At 74.1% G+C, this 20,212-nt stretch carries 11 protein-coding genes and 2 pseudogenes; 10 read left to right on the top strand and 3 right to left on the bottom strand.

Annotation, left to right across the window (positions count from 1 at the left end; genetic code table 11):
• Positions 1-68 precede the first annotated feature (68 nt).
• From FF36_RS04680 to FF36_RS04670, 3 genes are all read left to right on the top strand, one after another.
• A complete protein-coding gene (locus tag FF36_RS04680) occupies positions 69-1,229 on the top strand; it encodes a UDP-glucose--hexose-1-phosphate uridylyltransferase (RefSeq protein ID WP_044883832.1) in 1,161 nt (386 codons plus the stop codon).
• Positions 1,226-2,488 (top strand): galactokinase, encoded by a 1,263-nt coding sequence (gene galK / locus FF36_RS04675; protein WP_242422294.1) that lies wholly within the window; start codon positions 1,226-1,228, stop codon positions 2,486-2,488. Before FF36_RS04680 ends, galK begins: the two co-directional genes overlap by 4 nt.
• A gap of 382 nt (positions 2,489-2,870) precedes the next feature.
• Positions 2,871-4,190: a CE1 family esterase gene (locus FF36_RS04670; RefSeq protein WP_242418032.1), complete on the top strand. Its 1,320-nt coding sequence runs from the start codon at positions 2,871-2,873 to the stop codon at positions 4,188-4,190.
• Between the two features lie 30 nt (positions 4,191-4,220).
• On the opposite strand, the gene hrpA is transcribed toward FF36_RS04670, so the two are convergent.
• Complete coding sequence (gene hrpA / locus FF36_RS04665; RefSeq protein WP_063925262.1) at positions 4,221-8,474, bottom strand: ATP-dependent RNA helicase HrpA; 4,254 nt, start codon at positions 8,472-8,474, stop codon at positions 4,221-4,223.
• A 353-nt stretch (positions 8,475-8,827) separates the two neighbouring features.
• Here hrpA and FF36_RS40325 point away from each other — a divergent pair.
• Positions 8,828-10,331 (top strand): annotated as a pseudogene (locus tag FF36_RS40325) (sensor histidine kinase); the annotation flags it as partial.
• A 1,222-nt stretch (positions 10,332-11,553) separates the two neighbouring features.
• Here the strand turns inward: FF36_RS40325 and FF36_RS04655 are convergent.
• Positions 11,554-12,420: a helix-turn-helix domain-containing protein gene (locus FF36_RS04655; RefSeq protein WP_044883828.1), complete on the bottom strand. Its 867-nt coding sequence runs from the start codon at positions 12,418-12,420 to the stop codon at positions 11,554-11,556.
• Positions 12,421-13,787: 1,367 nt separating this feature from the next.
• On the opposite strand from FF36_RS04655, the gene FF36_RS04650 reads away from it, so the two are divergent.
• The 3 genes from FF36_RS04650 to FF36_RS04640 all read left to right on the top strand — a co-directional run bounded on the left by FF36_RS04650 (position 13,788) and on the right by FF36_RS04640 (position 15,934).
• Positions 13,788-14,003 (top strand): DUF397 domain-containing protein, encoded by a 216-nt coding sequence (locus tag FF36_RS04650; protein WP_264762543.1) that lies wholly within the window; start codon positions 13,788-13,790, stop codon positions 14,001-14,003.
• Between the two features lie 12 nt (positions 14,004-14,015).
• Positions 14,016-14,987 (top strand): hypothetical protein, encoded by a 972-nt coding sequence (locus FF36_RS04645; protein ID WP_242422292.1) that lies wholly within the window; start codon positions 14,016-14,018, stop codon positions 14,985-14,987.
• 521 nt (positions 14,988-15,508) lie between these two features.
• Complete coding sequence (locus FF36_RS04640) at positions 15,509-15,934, top strand: heme-binding protein (protein ID WP_044883730.1); 426 nt, start codon at positions 15,509-15,511, stop codon at positions 15,932-15,934.
• A gap of 43 nt (positions 15,935-15,977) precedes the next feature.
• On the opposite strand, the gene FF36_RS04635 is transcribed toward FF36_RS04640, so the two are convergent.
• Positions 15,978-16,277: an Rdx family protein gene (locus FF36_RS04635; protein WP_044883729.1), complete on the bottom strand. Its 300-nt coding sequence runs from the start codon at positions 16,275-16,277 to the stop codon at positions 15,978-15,980.
• A gap of 134 nt (positions 16,278-16,411) precedes the next feature.
• Between FF36_RS04635 and FF36_RS04630 the strand changes: the two genes are divergently transcribed.
• The 3 genes and pseudogenes from FF36_RS04630 to FF36_RS04620 all read left to right on the top strand — a co-directional run.
• Entirely contained in the window at positions 16,412-17,728 is a 1,317-nt protein-coding gene (locus FF36_RS04630; protein ID WP_044883728.1) for an ABC transporter substrate-binding protein, read from the top strand.
• Between the two features lie 292 nt (positions 17,729-18,020).
• On the top strand, positions 18,021-19,010 hold the full coding sequence (locus FF36_RS04625; RefSeq protein ID WP_044883826.1) for a malate dehydrogenase: 990 nt from the start codon (positions 18,021-18,023) through the stop codon (positions 19,008-19,010).
• 143 nt (positions 19,011-19,153) lie between these two features.
• Positions 19,154-20,211 (top strand): annotated as a pseudogene (locus FF36_RS04620) (effector-associated domain EAD1-containing protein); the annotation flags it as partial.
• Between the last annotated feature and the right edge of the window lies 1 nt (position 20,212).

Below are 20,212 nucleotides of genomic sequence, written 5' to 3'. Positions count from 1 at the left end.
CCGGTGGATCTTCCGGGGTGGTCCGGACGGGGCTGGTCCGGCCGCAGCCGTGGCAGGCTGTCGAATCGATGGACGACACCACGCATCGGCGGTTCAATCCACTGACCGGCCGCTGGGTTCTGGTCTCGCCGGGGCGGGTTCGGCGCCCCTGGCACGGCGGTCGGGAGACGGCGGCGACGCCTCCCGCCGTCGCGTACGATCCCGCCTGCCATCTGTGCCCCGGCAACGAGCGCGCGGGCGGCGCTCGCAACCCCGACTACCGGGGCACGTACGTGTTCACCAACGACTTCCCGGCGCTGCGACCCGCCGGGAGCGATCCCGCGCCGCCCGGCGCCGACTCCGTCAACCCCGTCAACCCCGTCGACCCCGCCGGCCTGCTGCGCAGCGCCCCCGCGCACGGGACCTGCCGGGTCGTCTGCTTCGGCCCGGATCACGGCCGCGGGCTGGTCGACATGTCCTCCTTCGAGGTCCGCACGGTCGTCGACACGTGGGCGGCGCAGGAGGCCGAGCTGTCCGAGCGGTGGCGCTGGGTGCAGGTCTTCGAAAACCGCGGCACCGCGATGGGCGCCTCCAACCCGCATCCGCACGGGCAGATCTGGGCCTGCGACGCCCTGCCCGACGAGGCCGCCGCCGAGGACACCCACCAGCGGGAGCACTTCGCCCGGTCGGGCAGCTCCCTGCTGCTCGACTACCTCCGCATCGAGACGCGCGCCGCGGAGCGGATCGTCCTCGACGACTCCGACTGGCTCGTCGTGGTGCCGTTCTGGGCGGTGTGGCCCTTCGAGACGCTGCTACTGCCCCGCCGACCCGTGCAGCGGCTCGCCGAGCTCGACCACGCCCAGCGGGACAGCCTGGCCGACGTGCTGGGCCGCCTGCTTGCCGGCTACGACGCGCTGTTCGACCACCTGTTCCCGTTCTCCATGGGCTGGCACGGCGCACCGGGTCCGCATCCGGCGGGGGCCGTGGGCCGGGCGACCGGTTCGCGGCGCCCCCCCGAGGGGGTCTGGCAGCTACACGCCCACTTCTATCCGCCGCTGCTGCGCTCGCCGACGATCCGCAAGCATCTCGTCGGCTACGAGATGCTCGCGGAGCCCGCGCGCGACCTCACCCCCGAGGACGCCGCGGGCCGGCTGCGCGCGGTCGTGGCGGATGCCTGGGACGGGGAGGCGACCCTGCCCGGCGGCCTCGAGGCGGTCCCGGCCGCGCCGCTGCGGATCCGGCCGTCGTGACGCCGCCCCCGGGCCGCCCCGGTTCGGCGGCCGGCCCGGGCGAACGGGCGGTGCCGGCCGCGGTACGGGCGGTGCGGGCGTTCGTGGCGGCCTACGGCCGCGAGCCGACCCTGCTGGTGCGCTCACCGGCCCGGGTCAACCTCATCGGCGAGCACACCGACTACAACGACGGACTGTGCCTGCCGGTGGCGATCGATCGCGAGCTCTGCATCGCCCTGCGCCGCACGGACGACGTTCCCACCGCAGGGGACGCCACCCTGCGGCTGGTGTCCGAACAGGATCCGGCGCCCGCCGTCGTCGGGCTGCCGCCGCCGGCCGCGGACACGCCGCCGCCGGCCCGTGCGACCGGCTGGGCCCGGTACGTGCAGGGCGTGGCGGTCCAGCTTGCCGCGACCGGCGAGCTTGCCGCGATCGGCGAGCTTGCCGGGGCCGGCCTCGTGCCGTGGCAGGGCGCGCTCGCCAGCGACATCCCGCTCGGCGCCGGCCTGTCCTCCTCGGCCGCCCTGGAACTCGCCGTCGCCGTGGCCTGCACCCACCTCGCCGGCTCCGTGCCGGCACCGACGGAGCTCGCCCGGCTGGCCCAGCGGGCGGAGAACACCTGGGTCGGCGCCGCCACCGGCCTGCTCGACCAGCTCGCCTGCGTCGGGGGGATCGCCGGGCACGCCCTGCGCATCGACTGCCGGACCCTGACCATCACACCCGTGCCGCTGCCGGCCGGGCTCGCCGTCGTCGTCATCGACACCGGCTCACGGCGGGAGCTCGTCACGAGCGCCTACGCCGACCGGCGCGCCGAATGTGAGCGCGCCGCGCGGGCGCTGGCGGTGCCGGCGCTGCGTGACCTCGAGGCCCTGCCAGCGGACGCCGCCAGCCGTCTCGACCCGGTGGCGCTGCGCCGTGCCCGCTTCGTCATCGCCGAGAACGCCCGGGTCGACGCGGTCGCCGAGGCGCTGGCCCGCGGGGACGCCGAGGCGGCCGGCCGGCTGCTGCTGGCCGGCCATCGGGGCATCCGGGACGACTTCGAGGTGTCGGGGCCGGAGCTTGACGCGGCCGTGGCCGCGGCGCAGGCCGCCCCGGGCTGCTTCGGTGCCCGGATGACCGGAGGCGGGTTCGCGGGCTGTGCGGTGGCCCTCGTGGACCGGACCCGGCTGGACGCGTTCACGGCGGCGTTCGAACCCGCCTATTCCGCCCGCACCGGCCGGGAAGCCGTGCTACATGTTTGTTCGGCCGTCGCCGGCACCTCGGTCACGGCGCTGCGCTAGCGCAACGCCTCGAGCAGTCCCCTTCCCGTTCGTGGCGGCTGGCGGTGTGACGGAGGCGGGTCGCGGAACGGGCGACGGCTCGTGCGTCGGCGGCGGATGCGGGGGAGAGCGCCCACCCGGGTCCTTCTGGAGGGTTCAACGTCCGATTCATCCCCCAGAAGAACACAGATGGCGCCGCTCCCAGGCACAGGTCCGGGGCGGGCGGGTGCCCGCGCCCGGGCGGTCGCGGCACGGTCGGGCGCACCCGGGCGGGTGCGCAAGCCGTCCGAGTTCGGCCGAATCGCCCGCGGCTGTGCTGTGCTAGCCCGGTATAGGAGTTCTTGACGGGAAGCGGGTTAGCATGACCGCTCTGACCGGGCGGAGACGAGGAGTTGAGAGGACGGTGTCCGTGCTGCGTTGGGCGCGGGTCGGGCTGTCCCGGCGGGGACGGCTGCGGCGCGGGGTCGGGATCGTCGGCGTTGTCGCCGTCGGCCTGGCCACCCTCATCCTTGCGACGCTGTCGCCGTCGTCATCCGCGTCGGCCACCGCCGCGTCGGTCACCTCGGCCCCGGCGGCCGCCGCAGGGTCCCCGGCCGGCGCTGCCCACCTCGCCGGCCCGTCCTCGATAGCCGCCGCGCCCGCCGCGTCCAACCCGGCGGCCGCGCCCCGGCTCCCGGACGCCGCCTCCGTCTCCGGTACCCAGCTGCCGGGCGTCCCCCCGCTCCCGGCGGCCAGCCCACCCCCCGCCGGCACTCCGACCGCCGTCTCGCCCTCCGGCGCCGTCTCGCCCTCCGGCGTCAGCTCACCTGCTGGCGCAGGCGCGCCCGGCGGCACCAGCGCGACCGCGGCCGCCGGGTCGCCCGCGGTCGCCGGCCTGGCCGCAGCCTCGGGCGCGGCGACCTCCGCCGGGCCTTCCGCGTCCGCCGGGCCCTCTCCGGCCGCGTCCGGCCCGGCGACACCGTCCGCGGACACGGTGCACCGCGTGGCCTCCGGGCGGACCTACGAACTGCACACCGACGTCCGGCTCTCGCCCACGTTCCGCGGCACGGCCCGCCCGCTGGTGATTCTCCTGCACGGCCTGCTCAACAGCCCCGAGAACGTGCGGGAGATGTCGGGGGCGGATCCGTTCGCCGACGCCCACGGCTTCGCCGTCGCCTACGGGGTCGGCGTCCACGAGGCCTGGAACGCCGGCGGCTGTTGCGGCCAGGCCACCACCGACGACATCGGCTACCTGCGCCAGGTCGTCGACGACGCCGCCCGCCACACCCCGGTGGACCGCAGCCGGGTGTACGTGTGGGGCTTCTCCAACGGCGCGATGCTCGCCGCCCGGGTCGCCTGCGAGGCCCCCGACCTCGTCGCCGCGGTCGGCATGGTCGGCGGGCAGGCGCTGGTGTCCTGCCCGACCGTCCCCGTCCGGATGCTGCACATCCACGGCACCGCGGACAGGACCGTGCCCTGGCGCGGCGGCTGGTCGGACTACCTGAAGATGAACCTCCCCGATGGCGAGGCGGAGGCCACCCGCTTCGCGCCCGGCTCCGAGCTGCAGCACATCCTGTGGGACGGCGGCCATGCCTGGCCGTGGTGGGCCGTCGGCGCCCTGTGGGACTTCTCCGCGCCTGCCTCCCTCGACGCCCCGGTCATCCCGGACGCCCCCGCCGCCCTGGGCGCCAGCATCGCCGCGGAGGTTCCTGCCGTTCCTGCCGCCCAGGGGGACAGGCCGTAACCCGGTCGGCCCGGGCGCAGGCCGCTCCGGTCAGCCGAGGAGGGTGTCGATGGCGCGGTAGACGCGTTCCTCGGAGACGGGGTACGGGGTGCGCAGGTTCTGGGCGAACAGGCTCACCCGCAGCTCCTCGAGCATCCAGCGGATGCGGCGGATCTCCTCGCCCGGCTCCCGGCCGGCGGGCACCGTCGCGAGCAGCTCCCGGTAGGCCTCCCACGCCCGCCCCACGGTCGCGGTGTTGATCCGGTCCCGGCCGGGGTCGCGGGGCAGCCGTTCCAGCCGGCGCTCCAGGGCGGTGAGGTAGCGGGCGAGGTCGGCGAGCCGGTCCGCGCCGGTGTCGGTGACGAAACCGCGGTAGATCAACGCGTCGAGGTGCCCGCGGGCGTCGGCGACCGAGGCGGCCAGCACCGGCGCGCGCAGGTCCCGCAGCGCCAGGTCGACGGTGTGCGCGAGCGCGAGGACCTGCTGGACCTCGCGGACGACCGCGAACGACGCCTCGGGCAGGCCGGCGCGCACCGCGGCGAGCAGCGTGGTGAAACCCGCCTCGTCCCAGACCGGACCGCCGGCGGCGGTGATGAGGCGGTCGGCGGCGGCTCGGACACAGTCGTCGAGCAGGTCGGCGGCGTCCCGGTGCGGGTTGTGGCTCAGGGCGAGCTTCGCCGCGTTGGACAGCCGCCCGTTGAGGCCGCGGATCGGCGAGGCGACGCCGAGCAGCACGAGCCGGCGGGTGCCGGCCCACATCGTCTGGCGCTGCTCGGTCTCGGTGTCGGTGGCCCGGACCGCGACGGTGTTTCCCTCGTCGACCAGCGCCGGGAACGCCTTGACGACGTGGCCGCCGCGGCGCAGCTCCACGACCTTGGGCAGAGTGCCGACGCCGTCCCAGGACCGCAGCCCGGACCGTTCGACGCCGTCCGCCGCGGCGGCGACGGCCTCCCGGGTCCGTGGCCGTAGCCGCTGCTTGATCGCGTCGAGGTCCTTGCCCTCGGCGAGCACCGCCCCGTGGACGTCGGAGACCCGAAAGGTGATCCGCAGATGGTCCGGGACGGCAGCCAGCGACCAGGAGTCCCGCGGGATCTCCGGGCCGCCCATCCGGCGCAGCTCATGCTCGACCGCGACCAGCAGCGGGGCCTGACCCGGGGTGATGTGCGCGAGCACCGCGCGGGCGTAGTTCGGCGCCGGCACGAAGCTGCGCCGGACCACCTTCGGCAGTCCCCGGATCAGCGCGGTCACCAGCTCCTCGCGCAGCCCCGGGACCTGCCACTCGAAGCCCTCGGCGGCCACCTGGTTGAGCACGGGCAGCGGAATGTGCACGGTGACCCCGTCGGCCGCCGACCCAGGTTCGAACTGGTAGCTCAGCGGCAGGGCCAGTTCGCCGAGCCGCCAGACGTCGGGGTAGTCGTCCTCGCGCACGTCCGCCGCGCCCGCGGAGACGAGCAGTGAACGGGGAAAGTCGAGCAGGTCGGGGGTGGCGCGCCGGGCCTTGCGCCACCAGGCGTCGAAGTGCCGGACGGAGACGACGTCGGCCGGGATCCGTTCGGCGTAGAAGCCGAACAGCACCTCATCGTCGACGACGATGTCGCGCCGGCGCGCCCGGTGCTCCAGCTCCTCGGCGTCGGCGAGCAGTCGCTGGTTGCGCTGGAAGAACTCGTGCCGGGTCTGCCAGTCGCCCTCGACCAGGGCGTGGCGGATGAACAGCTCCCGGCACAGCGCCGGGTCGATCCGGCTGTACTGCACCGGGCGGCCGGCGACGATCGGCACCCCGTACAGCGTCACCCGCTCGTCGGCGAGCACCGCCCCCTGCCGGCGGGACCAGCGCGGCTCGCTGTAGCTGCGGTGCACGAGATGCCCGGCCAGCGGCTCGATCCAGTCCGGGTCGATCCGCGCCGCGGTGCGTCCCCACAGCCGCGACGTCTCGACGAGCTCGGCGGCCATCACCCAGGCCGGCGGCCCGGACGGACGCTGCCGCGGCGCGTCCGGGCCGGTCCCGTCGGCGGCGGTGTCCGCGGCGGCGGCGCGGTCGGCCCGGCCCCGGCCGCGGGCCATGGCCGAGCCCGGCCACAGCATGAACCGGCTGCCGCGGGCCCCGGCGTACTCGCGGCGCTCCGGGTCGTACCGGCCGATATGCGACAGCAGGCCGGTCAGCAGCGCCCGGTGCACCGCCCGCGGATCGGCCGTGCCACCTGCGCCGTTCCCGCCGCCCGTGCTGTTCCCGCCGCCCGTGCTGTTCCCGCCGCCACGGTCGTCGCGGGGGGCGCGGTCGCCGGCGCGGGCGTCGGCGTTCAGACCCAGGCCGCGGGCCACGGCGGCGAGCTGGCCATGGACGTCCTGCCACTCGCGGATGCGCAGGTAGTTGAGGAACTCGGTCCGGCACATCCGCCGAAACTGGTTGGCGGACAGCTCGCCGCGGGCGTCGCGCAGGTAGTTCCACAGGTTCAGGTAGGCGAGAAAGTCCGAGGTCGGGTCCGCGAACCGGGCGTGCCGCTCGTCGGCGGCCTGCTGGTGTTCGACCGGACGGTCCCGCGGATCCTGGATGGCCAGCGCCGCCGCGATGACCAGCACCTCCCGCAGGCAGCCCTGCTCGTCGCCGGCGAGCACCATGCGGGCCAGCCGGGGATCCACGGGGATCTGCGCGAGGCGCCGACCGATCGGCGTGATCCGCCGGCCCGCGCCGGTACCGCCCGCGCCGGTACCGCCCGGGGTGGCTGCGCCTGGGGTGGTCGCGCCCGCGGCGGGCCCGCCTGCGCCGGTGCCGCCGGCGTCGAACGCCCCCAGCTCGGTGAGCAGCAGCTCCCCGTCGCTGATCTGGCGCGGGTCGGGCGGGTCGAGGAAGCCGAAGGTGGCCATGTCGCCCAGCCCGAGATCGGCCATCCGCAGGATCACCGAGGCCAGATTCGTCCGCAGGATCTCCGGGTCGGTGAACTCGGGCCGGCCGGCGAAGTCCTCCTCGCTGTAGAGCCGGATGCAGATGCCGTCCGCGGTCCGCCCGCACCGGCCCTTGCGCTGGTTCGCGGACGCCTGCGAGACCGGCTCGATCGGCAGGCGCTGCACCTTCGTCCGATGGCTGTAACGGGAGATGCGCGCGGTGCCGGGATCGATGACGTAACGGATGCCGGGCACCGTCAGCGAGGTCTCCGCGACGTTGGTCGCCAGCACCACCCGCCGTCCGGTGTGCGGCTGGAAGACCCGGTGCTGCTCGCCGGCGGACAGCCGGGCGTAGAGCGGCACGATCTCCGTGTTCGGCCGCTGCTCGCGCGCGAGCGCCTCGGCGGTGTCCCGGATCTCCCGTTCCCCGCTGAGGAACACCAGGATGTCGCCGGGGCCCTCGGCGCACAGCTCGTCGACGGCGTCGCTGATCGCCTGGGTCTGATCGCGTTCGGGCTCGACCGGCTGCCCGCGGCGCCCGCCCGGGCCGCTGCCGCCGCGGGCCCGGCCGGTCCCGCGGCCACCGGCAGACTCCTCGGCGGGCCGCGCATCCGGTTCGGCCGCGGTCGGGCCTGTCGGGCCTGTCGGGCCTGTCGGGTCGGCGTCGCGGGCGCCCGGCACCAGCGGGCGGTAGCGCACCTCGACCGGGTAGGTGCGCCCGGAGACCTCGATGACGGGCGCGTCGCCGAAGTGCGCGGAGAACCGGGCCGTCTCGATCGTCGCGGAGGTGATGACCACCTTGAGATCCGGCCGGCGGGGGAGCAGCGAGCGCAGGTAGCCGAGGATGAAGTCGATGTTGAGGCTGCGTTCGTGGGCCTCGTCGATGATCAGCGTGTCGTAGCGGCGCAGCGACCGGTCCGAGGAGATCTCGGCCAGCAGGATGCCGTCGGTCATGAGCTTGACGAGGGTGTCGTCGTGCACCTGGTCGGTGAACCGGGTCTGGTAGCCGACGACCCCGCCGGCCTGCGGCGAGGGGGTGCCCAGCTCCTCGGCGATGCGGTCCGCGACGGTGCGCGCGGCGATCCGTCGCGGCTGGGTGTGACCGATCATCCCGCGGACCCCGCGGCCGAGCTCCAGGCAGATCTTCGGTAGCTGGGTGGTCTTGCCGGAACCGGTCTCACCGGCGATGATCACAACCTGATCGTCGCGGATCGCGGCGAGGATCTCGTCCTTACGCTGAGTAACCGGGAGGATATCGGGGTAACTGAGCGCGGGCACGTTCGCCCGCCGCCGGGCGACCCGCGCGGCCGCCCGATCGGCGTCGGCGGCGATGGCCCGCAGGGCGCGCTGGCGGGCGGCGGGCTCGCGGGTGCGCCGGGTGTCGGCGAGACGCCGGCCGAGCCGGTGGGCGTCACGGGGTCCCAGCTCCGCCAGCCGGGCGGACAGCTCGCCGACCCGCAGCGTCCCCTCCCGGTCGGCCTGCTCCCGGTCGGCCTGCTCCCGGTCCACGCGGGTGGGGTCCGCGGACGGCGGAGGATTCACTGGCGGTCCTTCCACACGCGGTCAAGCCTAGGGCACTTCGGGCGCGGGGCCGCCGGCCTCCGGGCGACCGCCGGCGACCGACTCCTCGATCTCGCGCCGCCGACCTGCCCGGACGTCCAATTCCCGGTGCCGGCGGCGGGAGGCATCCTTTGCCGGCGGGAGGGGGCACCCGACCTGTAGCCTGCGACCAGCTCGCCCGGGCGGAACGGGCTTCGGGTCGGAAGTGATGCCAAACCATGACGGAACCGCCAAGCCATGACGGAGCCACCGTGGTGAGGCGCGGCATCGGTTCCACCGTGGGGACGGCGGAGGAACTCGAACCCGAGGGTACCGGCCGCCACGGCAGGCGGGCGGCGACGCCGGGCGGGCCGGCGGCCGGCGACGGGATCACCGACACCGCCTTCGGCGCCGCCGCGCTGGAGCTGGGCCGCGCGTCGGTCGAGGCGGGCCGTGCCTACCGGGCGCTGGAACAGGTCATGGCCGCGGTGCTCGTCGCGCTGCGCGCCGTCGCGGTCCTGCTGACCCTGGCCTACCTACTCGTCTGGCACTGGTACGCCGGCCACCCGGCGGCGCTGGCGGTCGTGCTGGTCAGCGTCGGCTGGGGCGTGTTCTTCTGCGTGGTGGGCCTGCGTCGCGGGGTGGGGCACCTGCTCGCCGCCGCGAGCGTCGCGGTCGCGCTGGCGCTGGCGCTGACGGCCGGGCGTTGGCTGCCGCCGCAGTCCGTGGGGGACAGCGGCAACTTCGTGTTCCTGACCGCGATCAACGCGGCGGTCGTCGCCGTCTGGGCCTTCCCGCCGGCGCTGGCCGCGCCGAGCATCCTGCTGCTCGGCGCGGGCACCCTGGTGGGGGGCTGGGGGCACAACCCGCAGGTCATCGTCGAGTCGACGATTCTGGTGCTGGTGCCGGGGCTGCTGGGTCTCGCGATCGGCCGGCTGCGCCAGATCGCCCGTACCGCCGACCGGCGCTGGGCGAACGTCGTGGCCCGCCACCGCGGCGAGGCCGTGGTCCACGCGGTCGCCCGGGACCGCCGGGAGCGCGAGCGGATCATCCATGACACGGTCCTCAACACGCTGACCGGGATCGCCTGGGGCGGGGGGCGGGACGTGGCGCTGGCCCGTAGGCGCTGCGGGCAGAGTCTCGCCGCCGTGCAGGGCCTGCTCGACCCGGACGAGGCGAACGAGCCGCCCATCGACGAGCGTCTGGCCGAGGTCGTCCGCAACGCCAACGGTCCGCGGCTGCGGGTCACCTTCGACAACCACCTGCGCGGCGCCGCCCGCGGGGCGGTGCGAACCGAACCGCCCGCCGTCGTCGGTGCCGCGTTCGCGGGCGCGGTCGGCGAGGCGTTGGCGAACGTGGAGCGCCACGCGGGCACCCGGCGGGCGCGGGTCCGCCTCGACGGGGGCGCGGGTGTCGTCACCGTGCAGGTGTCCGACGCCGGCCGCGGTTTCGACCCGGCCCGGGTCGACCCGGCCCGGCTCGGCCTGCGCCGCTCGATCGTCGGCCGGCTCGACGACGTGGCCGGGACGGTCGACATCGTCTCGGCGCCGGGTCGCGGCACGACCGTGCGGCTCCAGTGGCGCACGCCGAGGACCACGCCGATCCTCGCCGGTGCCGGTGCCGGTGCCGGTGCCGGTGCCGGTGCCGGTGCCGGTGCCGGTGCCGGTGCCGGTGGTGGTGGTGGTGGTGCCGCGGGTCCGGCGTCGGGTCGCGGTGGCGGGGTCGTCGCCGACCGGCGGGGGGNCACCGCGATCGCCGCCGACCTCGATGACGCCTATGCCGCCGGGCAGCGGCGCGCCGTCGGCCAGATCGCCGGCCTCTGGTTGGTCGTCATGCTGGCGCCGCTGGTCGCGACGCTCGGTTGGGTGCGGGAGCGCCCGGTCGCGGCGCTGCTGTGGGCGGTCCTCGCGCTGGTGATCGCCGAGACCGCACGGCGGGTTCGGGACCGGCCGCTGGGGCGCGCAGAATCGCTGGCGCTGCTGGCGACGACCCTGGCCGTCACCGCCGCCGGGGCGGCGAACACCCGCGGGCCGGACATCGTGCGGATCGCCAACTGGCCGCTGTTCGTCCTGCCGCTGCTGCTCGCGTTCATCACCGCCTCCCGGCCTCGCCGGGAGTGGACCGCCGCCCTGGTGGTGACGATCCTGCTGCTGGTCGGCCTGGTTCTCGTGCGGGACCCGGACAATCCGTTGGTGCTCGCCCGGTTGAGCTCGAACATCTACGGGATGTGCGGCGTGCAGATCGTCGCCGCCATGCTCGGCCCGCTGCTGCGCGCCACCGCCGACACCACCGCGCGCACCCTGGCGGCCGAGGCCGAGGTCGCCGCGCGCATCGACGCATCGCTGATGATCCGCCGCGAGCGCGTCCAGTGGCTGGGTTCCGTCGAGGCGGACGCGTTGCCGCTGCTGGCGGGGATCGCCGACGGCCGGCTCGACCCGCGGGCGGCGGCCGTGCGCAGCCGCTGCGCGGTGCGGGCTGCGACGATCCGCCGGATGCTGACCGGCGGCGGGCCGTCGTCCGCGCTCGCGGATCTGGACCCGGTGCTCGCCGACGCCGAGAATGCGGGGATCAGCATCGAGATCCAGCTCTCCGGCGATCTGCGCTCGGCGCCGGCGCCGGTGCGCGCGGCGCTGGCCGACCGGGTCGGTGCGCTGCTCGCCGCGGCCTCGGGCGGGCGGGCGATCGTCACGGTGCTGTGGGCGCCCGCCGGTGGCAGCGTCTTCGTCGCGCTGCCCTGGCCGGACCGGGTGCCACCGCCCTGGCCGAACGGTGCCGGTGCCGTCGGGCCGGAGGGGGACGCCCCGATGGTGGGGATCGGCGTCGACCTGGACGATCAGTGGCTGAGCCTGGAGCTCACCTGGCCGCCGTCCGCGTGCGCCGCCGTCAGCGCCGTCGGGTCCCAGGGCCGCTGAGCGGCCGCGCCGCCGGCCGGCACCGGGCAGGTGCGTGGCCGGCCGGCGCGGACTCAGTACTCGTTGACGATGCGCCGCAGGACGTCGGGGGTGGACGCCGGGGTCGTGCTGTCGACGCTGAGCCGGTTGTAGACCTCCATGTACCGGTCGACGTCCTCGCGCTTGTCCAGGTAGGTGGAGCCGGTGAGCTGCTCCAGGTAGACGACGTCGGGCAGGTCCATCTCCGGGAAGCGCAGGATGGTGAACGCGCCGCCCTCGGCCGCGTGGCCGCCGAAGGCGAAGGGCATCACCTGCAGGGTGAGGTTCTGCAACGGCGCGATGTTGATCAGATGCTCGATCTGCGCGCGCATCACCTTGGGGCCGCCGATCGGCCGGCGCAGCGCTGCCTCGTCAATGACCACCCACAGTCGCGGAGGGTTCTTGCGGTAAAGCAACTTCTGCCGGTTGATGCGGACGCTCACCCGCCGCTCGATGACCTCGACGGGAGCCCCGACACTACCTTGAGTGATGATGGCTCGCGCATAGTCTTCGGTCTGGAGCAGTCCCGGAATGAACTGCAGCTCGTAGGTGCGGATCAGTTGGGCGGACTCCTCAAGTCCCACGTACGGCTGGAACCAGGTGGGGAGAACGTCGTTGAAGTTCTGCCACCAGCCGGCGGTGTTCGCCTCGCGCACGAGCGCCAGCAAAGGAGCGCGCTCGGCTTCGTCCGTGACCTGATAGAAGGTCAGCAGGTCGGCGACATCTCGTTCTTTGAAGCTGACTCGGCCCAGCTCCATCCGGCTGATCTTCGACTCGGAGGCGCGGATGTGGTATCCAGCGGTCTCCCGACTGATGCCCTTCTCCTCGCGAAGTCGACGGAGCTGTGAGCCGAGCAGGATCCGACGCACGGTCGGCCCACTTCCCGGCTGAGCTGTCGTCACGGTCGGCCCCCTCGCCATCGGTCAACGCAAGAGTATGACATCTGATCTTCTGGATCCGGTTATGTGGCTGGTTCTCTTGTCTGGATGACAGCTGCTTGTTTAGCGCAGTGAGGGTTATTTGTATACACGCTCACAGAGAGTGCCGGTGGTGGGTGTCCGCTGGCCTGGCGGTACAGATGCCCCCGAAGGTGCGGCCAGGGATCGGTCGTAGCTCCCAGTGACGCGGGCCTTCCGATCTGCTCCGACGAGGCCGCCTGGGGTCGCCCCCACTCCCTCCCGCTCGCACGCGTTCGCTTCCACTCTCTCGTGCCCCCGCCCGCCCGTTTGTCCCATGGTCCCCGCGTTCGTCTGGTCCCCGCGTTCGTCCGGTGCGCCGGCTCAACCTCCGCCGGAAGCCCCGGACCGTCGGCTGCCGCCCCCGGCCGTGGAACGCGAGTGGCTGCGCGGTTGCTCGTCGTCTGATTCCACCTGACCGCGGGACCGGGCAGGGCGGCCGACTCCCCACTCGGGTGAATGCGGCCGGGTCGCCGGCCCGGTCGTGCTGCCCGCGCCGCCCACCGGTGGCGGTCGCTGCGCCGGGTGCCGCCGCGGCGGCCGGAGATGTTCCGGCGCCGGGACGGTGGATCCGGGATGTGGTCGGCGAGACGCTGCGTGGTGCGAGGGCCTCCCCGGTGGTCCGGCGATGGGTTCTCATTGCGTTGTCCCTCGCGAGTGCGAGTGGCCTCCGGATCCGGTCGTCGTCCGCTGCGTCCCGATGCCCGACGTGTCGGGGCTATGAACTTTTACACCAGCGGGCGCCCCCCCGATCGGCGTCCCTTGGTTCCGGAGCCCCAGGGCCCCGCCGCGCTCGCAGGCCATTCCCGCAAGTCACCGCCCCCTTCCTGCGGCCAGGTCCCTTGGTACGCCGTTACGGCGTCGCTGGTCGGCTGCGTGATTCGCCACTTTGCGGGTTTATTCGGACGATTCGCTACCTCCTTCGGGTCATCTCTGTGAACTCCCGACCAGGAGTGCTAGCGCCACCGGGGTACGCGGTCACCCGGGGAGCGCCCCGGCCGGCCGCTCCCCGGGTCCAGGGGCCGGGGGTCGCGACCGCGGCAACCGCATGGCCGGTCGCACGTGAGGCCGTGGCGCGCACATGCGACCCGCTTGATGCACGTGCACCTGACCGTGCTGTATCGTGAGCCGAAGTTCGTGCAGGCGCACACGCGGGCACATCGGCGGGGGNTTCGGGGGNAGTCCCGTCCGGGGTGGCCGGCGAGGAGTCCATCGCGGTGCGGCGGTGCGACAGGCGGGCTGCGTGGGTGAGGGCCGTCGTGGCACGGCTACTCGGGGCTTCGGGAGATCGCGTGACCAAGATCTACAGTGGCATGTCTGCGGCGGCGCTGGAGCGCGTGACCTGGCAGAAGAGCCGGCGGAGCAACTCGCAGGGCAACTGCGTCGAGATGGCGAAGCTGCCGGGCGACGAGGTGGCCGTCCGCAACTCCCGGCATCCGAACGGCCCTGCCCTCGTCTACACCCGAGCCGAGATAGAGGCCCTGATACTCGGCGCCAAGGACGGCGATTTCGACAACCTGCTGCAGTAGGCGTCCGCCATCATGGTCCTGCTGACTCCGGTCGTCCCTTCCCGGCAGGCGTGCGCCACGGCCGTGCGGGCTCCGCTCGCCCGCAGCCCGCAGCACGCGTGGCTGGCCCAGACGTCCCAACGCGACGTCGTCTCGGCCCCCAACCTGCTGGATCGGACGGACATGCGGTGCAACGAGGCCCGTTCTGTCCCTACCCGTACCGACCCGCCCCTGCGGCCGGCGATCGCCTTCGCGGCGCTTCCGGCCAACCGGACCGGAGACAGCATGCCCCCGCCCGCCACGGAACGGATCTTCAGCTCGGGAGATCTTCCCCTGCTCTCACTGCCGGGTGCCGATGGGCTCATCACCTGCCAGTGGACCCACGAAACCCTCGGAGTGCCCAGCTCGATAGAGGACGGCGGCGACGCGATCGCCGAGCGTCGGCGGGCCCAGGTGGGATTTGTCCTGGTCGAGCCGGCGTGGCTGGTCCGGGCCGCCGCCGAGCAGGTGCGCTCGCCCGGGGTCGACGCCATCGTGCTGCACGCCCACGCCAGCCCCCCTGGGCGCAGCGCGCTGGCCCTCGCCTTCGCCTCCCATCTGCGCAACGTGCTACGCCGCCCGGCGCCCGGGCTCGATCCCCGGCTCGGCAACAACGTGGTGACCGCCGGGCTTCGGCCGGACCTGGCGGGCTTCAGCGACCTGGTCCGGGTGCCCCACCTGGTGACGATCACCGACGGTACCGGCGCGGTGGCCGACACGATCGTGTGGGAGATCATGACCGGCGGGCAGTTCGACGCCTGGCTCGACGGCGCCCCCCGACCCGACCAGCGGGCCATCGAGGCGCACCTGCCGGGTCTGCTGCGGCTGCGGGGTCTGCACCGGTCGGGCCGGCTGGACCATCGCCGGGCCGGGGCGCTGCTCGACATGCTCGACGGCGGTCAGCTCACGACCCGGCTGATCCACCGCTTCCCCCGGGTCGTGCTACCGCTGGCCGCGGCGGCCTGACCCGGCGCCGGCCACCGGACTCACCACGGCCGCCCCGCAACGGCGCGGGTCGGTCGTGGTGTCCCGCGCGGGCGGCGGCGACGTGGACCGCCGCCGCCCGCGCCACCCACCTCGGCGCGGCGCCGCCACCGGTCGGGACGGCTCTGCAACCGGACCCGGCCGGCGCGGGCCGGCGCGGCGGTGGTGGTCCGCCCGGGCCACCCGTCTGGCCCGGGCGGGCGACCCCAGCGGCGGGCCGGGGCCGTCGGGGAACCCGGGTCCCCGCGTCCCGCCGACGCCCGCGCGAACGGCGCCGCCGCGTGACCCGCCTGGCGCGACCTCACTGTTTCCCCGTGTTCCGTGCCCCGGCCGCGGCGCCACCGCGTCGGCTGCGGGCAACCTGTGTCCTTCTGTGTGCCGCCGCTCGCGCGGGGAACCGCCGTGAGCGACGGTTGTTCTGCGGCGCGCCTTCCACCACTCGACGGCCGATCTGGGCCTATGGTCAGGCGCACCGGAACGCCGCTTTATGGGGAGAGTCGCGGATGACCGTATCGCTCGAGGATGCCCGCCGGATCATCGCGGCCGGGGAAAGGTATGCGATTCACCTCGGTCAACCGGTTAACATCGCCGTCGTCGACTACGCGGGCATTTTGGTGGCCCATGTCCGGATGGACAACGCCCGCCTGCAGACCGCCGACATCTCGGTCGACCGGGCGTGCGCGGCGCGGGCCTCCGCCGCGCCGGCCCGCCTGGTGAACCACACCGGGGGCGAGGGCGGCCCCGCCGGGTCCGGGGTAGGGGACGAGGGGTACGGCGGCTGGGAACGCCCGCCGGCCGAGCCCGGCTCGGGCCTGACCGGCGCGCTGCCGTTGCGGCGGGACGGGATGATCGTCGGCGCCGTCGGGGTCAGCGGCGCTCCCGCACCGCTGGACGAGGCCATCGCCCGAGCCGCCGCCGCCGCGTTCTGATCTCCCCGCGCCCTGATCTCCCCGCGCCCTGATCTCCCCGCGGTCAGGCGTCCGGATCGCCTGCCGACGCTTCCACATGGCCGAGAGGTCGTCCGGGCGCAACCGCGTCCCGCACGAGCCGCTTGACGGCGGACGGCTCGGGAAAGCCCTGCTCCCGCCGGTCCCAGAGCACCCGGTCGCCGAGCCGCACGACGAACACCCCGCCCGTCCCGGGCACCAGGCAGACCTCGGCCAGGTCCCCCTCGAATGTGGTCAGCAGCTCCTGGGCGAGCCAGGCCGCCCGCGGCAGCCAGCGGCAGCGGGTGCAGTATTCGATCTTCAGGGTCGGTTTCGCCGCGGCCATCGCCCCATCCTTCCCNCCCCANCCNCCCCGCCCGCTGCGGTGTGAGCCAACGAGCCGGTGGCACCGCCGGCAGCCTAAACCAGCCCAATCCAGCTCTGGCGAATCTCACAAAATCAACGGAATGGCACCGGAGCATGTCATCCTGCGCCAAGGTTGGTGGAGTGAGCAGCGTCACGGTCCCGGCTACCGGCCGGCGTCGACCGCGGGGCGGGTCGCGGCGTCGAGCGCGGGCCCACCGTCGCCTCCTCGTCGGCCTGCTCGGCGTCGCGGTCGCGCTGGGGGTGGTCGGCTGCCGGGTGTCCAGCGACGAGAAGCCGACGGCGCCGGTCTGCGCCGAGCCGGGCGTCACCCCGGACGCGGTGCGTCTCGGGCTGCTCTACCCGGACACCGGCAACGCGGCGTCGCTGTTCGCGCCGTTCCGCGCCGGCGTCGACGCGCGGCTCGGGGTCGCCGACGCCGCCGGCGGCGTGGGCGGTCGCCAGGTCCGTTACACCTGGCGCGACGACGCCTCGAATCCCGCGGGCAACGAGGCCGGTGCCCGCGCGCTGGTCCAGACCGACCGGGTCTTCGGCCTCATCGAGTCGACCTCGGTGGCCAGCGGCTCCGCGGCCTACCTGCACGGCGCCCGGGTGCCGGTGACGGGCACGTCGCTGGAGGCGGCCTGGACGCAGAACGACAACATGTTCAGCTACTCCAACATGATCTCGGACGGGCCGTCCGTCACCACCTGGGGCGCGTTCGTGGCCGAGCGCGGCGGGCGCACCGCGGTCATCGCGCAGTCGGCGTTCTCGGCGACGTCGATGACGATGGCGGACAAGCTGGCGCTGAGCCTGCAGGCGGCAGGCATCCGGGTGGTCGGCCGGGTCGACGCGACCGGCCCGATCGACATCCCCGGCATCGGGGAGAAGGTGCGGGCCAGCGGCGCGGACGTCCTGGTCGGCGCGGTCACCGGCGCCGCCTTCGGCCAGGTGGTCGTCGGCGCCCGCGCCGCCCACGCGAACCTGCGCGTGATCCTGTCGCCCGTCAGCTACGACCAGCGGTTGTTGCGGGTCTTCGGCCCGGTGCTCGCCGGCCTCTACACGTTCGTCGACTACCAGCCGTTCGAGGTGGGCACGCCCGCGCACCAGCGCTTCCTCGCCGGGATGCTCAAGTACGCCCCGCAGGTGTCACCGCCGGCCCAGCAGGCCGCCCTGTCCGGCTGGATCTCGGCCGACATGTTCCTGCGAGGTCTCGCCGCGGCCGGGCCGTGCCCGAGCCGGGAGTCGTTCATCCGGGGGCTGCGCGGGCTGAAGGGCTACGACGCCGACGGTCTGCTGCCCGCGCCGATCGATTTCTCCTCGCATTTCGGGCAGATCAACCGCTGCTATACCTTTCTCCAGGTCACCGCGGACGCGCAGCATTTCGAGCTCGTGCCGCCGGCGCCCCGCTGCGGCGACGAGATCGGCCAGTAGGGGCCGGCACCGCCGGGGAGTCGCCGGCGGTGCCGACCCCGGCGTACCCACCCCTCGCGGGCCTGTCCGCGCACGTCCGCGGCCCGGCGCCGGCGCGCCCGCCGGTCGGGCCGACGCCTCCTCGGGGGGTGTGAGCCGCTCCGCCCCGCCAAGCTGCCCGTGTTGCAGGCGGTCGGACTAGCATCGCTGGGGCGAAGGAAAGACATCGCATTTCGTGGGCCGGTCCACGATCGCCGCCGGTCGTCCCGGTCCGCCGCCCGAGCTTCCGGATGACCTGTACCAGGAGATGCCAGTGAGTTCAACGCCCGTCAACGTCACCGTCACCGGCGCCGCCGGTCAGATCGGCTATGCGCTGCTGTTCCGCATCGCGTCGGGCCAGTTGCTGGGCGCGGACACGCCGGTGAAGCTGCGGCTGCTGGAGATCCCGCAGGCCGTCCGGGCGGCCGAGGGCACCGCCCTCGAACTCGAGGACAGCGCGTTCCCGCTGCTGGCCGGGGTGGATGTGTTCGACGACGCCAAGCGGGCGTTCGAGGGCACCAACGTCGCCCTGCTCGTCGGCGCCCGCCCGCGGACCAAGGGCATGGAGCGCGGCGACCTGCTGTCCGCCAACGGCGGCATCTTCAAGCCGCAGGGCGAGGCGATCAACAGCGGCGCGGCGGAGGACATCAGGGTCCTGGTCGTCGGCAACCCGGCGAACACGAACGCGCTCATCGCCCAGACGCACGCGCCGGATGTGCCTGCCGAGCGATTCACCGCCATGACCCGCCTCGACCACAACCGCGCGATCGCGCAGTTGGCGAAGAAGCTCGGCGTTCCCAGCGCCGAGATCCGCAAGATCACCATCTGGGGCAACCACTCGGCCACCCAGTACCCGGACATCTTCCACGCCCAGGTCGGGGGCCGCAGCGGCGCCGAGGCCGTCGGCGACCAGAAGTGGATCGCCGAGGAGTTCATCCCGCGGGTGGCCAAGCGCGGTGCCGAGATCATCGAGGTTCGTGGCGCCTCGTCGGCCGCCTCGGCCGCCTCGGCCGCGATCGACCACGTCTACACCTGGGTCAACGGCACCCCCGAGGGTGACTGGACCTCCGCGGCGATCCCGTCCGACGGCTCGTACGGCGTGCCCGAGGGACTCATCTCCTCGTTCCCGGTCACCGCCGCCGGCGGGAAGTTCGAGATCGTGCAGGGTCTGGAGCTCGACGCCTTCTCCCGGGAGAAGATCGACGCCTCGGTGCGTGAACTCGCCGAGGAGCGCGAGGCCGTCCGCGCGCTCGGCCTCATCTGAGCTCTGTCGGCTGAGCTCTGTCGGCTGAGCTCGGCCGGCCGAGCTTGGTCAGCCGAGCTTGGTCAGCGGAGCTCCTTCAGGCGCAGCGCACCCTTCGCGGCACGCGCGGGCGACATCCCACCGTCCGCGCGCTGCCGACGAGGATGTGCACCGGACCTGTCACGGATGAGACGCACCTGGTCGAAGCCGTCCGTCCCGGGACTAGAATGATCGCGGAAATCGCGCCGGCCGGCGGAGGCCTGTCGGCGCCCGCCGCATCTTGGAACCGGTTCGGGGGACTCGTGACGCAGCGGCTGAGCGAGGTCGAGATCTGGGCGCTCGCCGACGCGTTCGACACGAACTCCAAGGCGAAGCGGCTGCTGGTGCGCGCCGGCCTCACCCGTGGCCGGGTGCCGGAGCTCGTCGGCGCGCCCTATGACTTCTGGTCGGAGATCTCGGAGCTGCTCGAGAACGGCGTGCTCGTCGACGGTCGGGCACGCCTGCTGGCCGCCGCGGCGGAGGCGTTCCCGGCCAGCGAGGTCTTCGGGGCCCACCGAGGCCCCGCGTCTTCTCCGCTCGACGTCGACGCGCCGCGGGACATCCTCCCGGCCGTGGGCGGGCGGGGACGATCGGCCGCGGGCATGCCGGAGCAGGTCAGCCTGTTCTTCCTCGACGCCCGCCGGTACAGCCGGCGCGGCATGCTCGACCAGCTCGACTGGCGGGCGGCATTGCAGGAGATCGTGGCGGCGGCCGTCGCGGGGCTGCGACTGCCGGCGGAGTCGATCCGGCTGCGTCAGGACCAGGGCGACGGTTTCCTCATCGCCGTGGCCGGTTCGGTCGCGAAGGCGTACCTCGCCAGCGATTTCGTCCGCGAGCTGCAGATCGCCCAGCGCGTCTACAACAACGGGCGCGAACCCGACAGCCGGCTGCGGCTGCGGATGTCGCTGCACCACGGCGATGTGATCATCGATGGAACCGGTGCCCCGGGCAACGCCGTGGTGATCGCCGCCCGGCTGATCGACGCCCCCCAGGTGCGCGGCATCCTGGAGCGCTACCCCGACGCCGACCTGGTCCTCGCGCTGTCTCCGGAGTACTTCCGGGACACCGCCGCCGAGCGGCTGCGGGATCTCGACCCGGCGAAGTTCCGCGAGATCGACGTGTCCGTCGGCGACAAGTACACCGGTACCGCCTGGGTGACGCTGCCCGGTCATCCCGCGAATCCN

The organism is Frankia torreyi (genome assembly GCF_000948395.1).
Classification (GTDB): Bacteria; Actinomycetota; Actinomycetes; order Frankiales; family Frankiaceae; genus Frankia; species Frankia torreyi.
The sequence above is the reverse complement of the archived record's forward strand: the minus strand, read 5'-3'. Positions and strand labels throughout refer to the sequence as shown.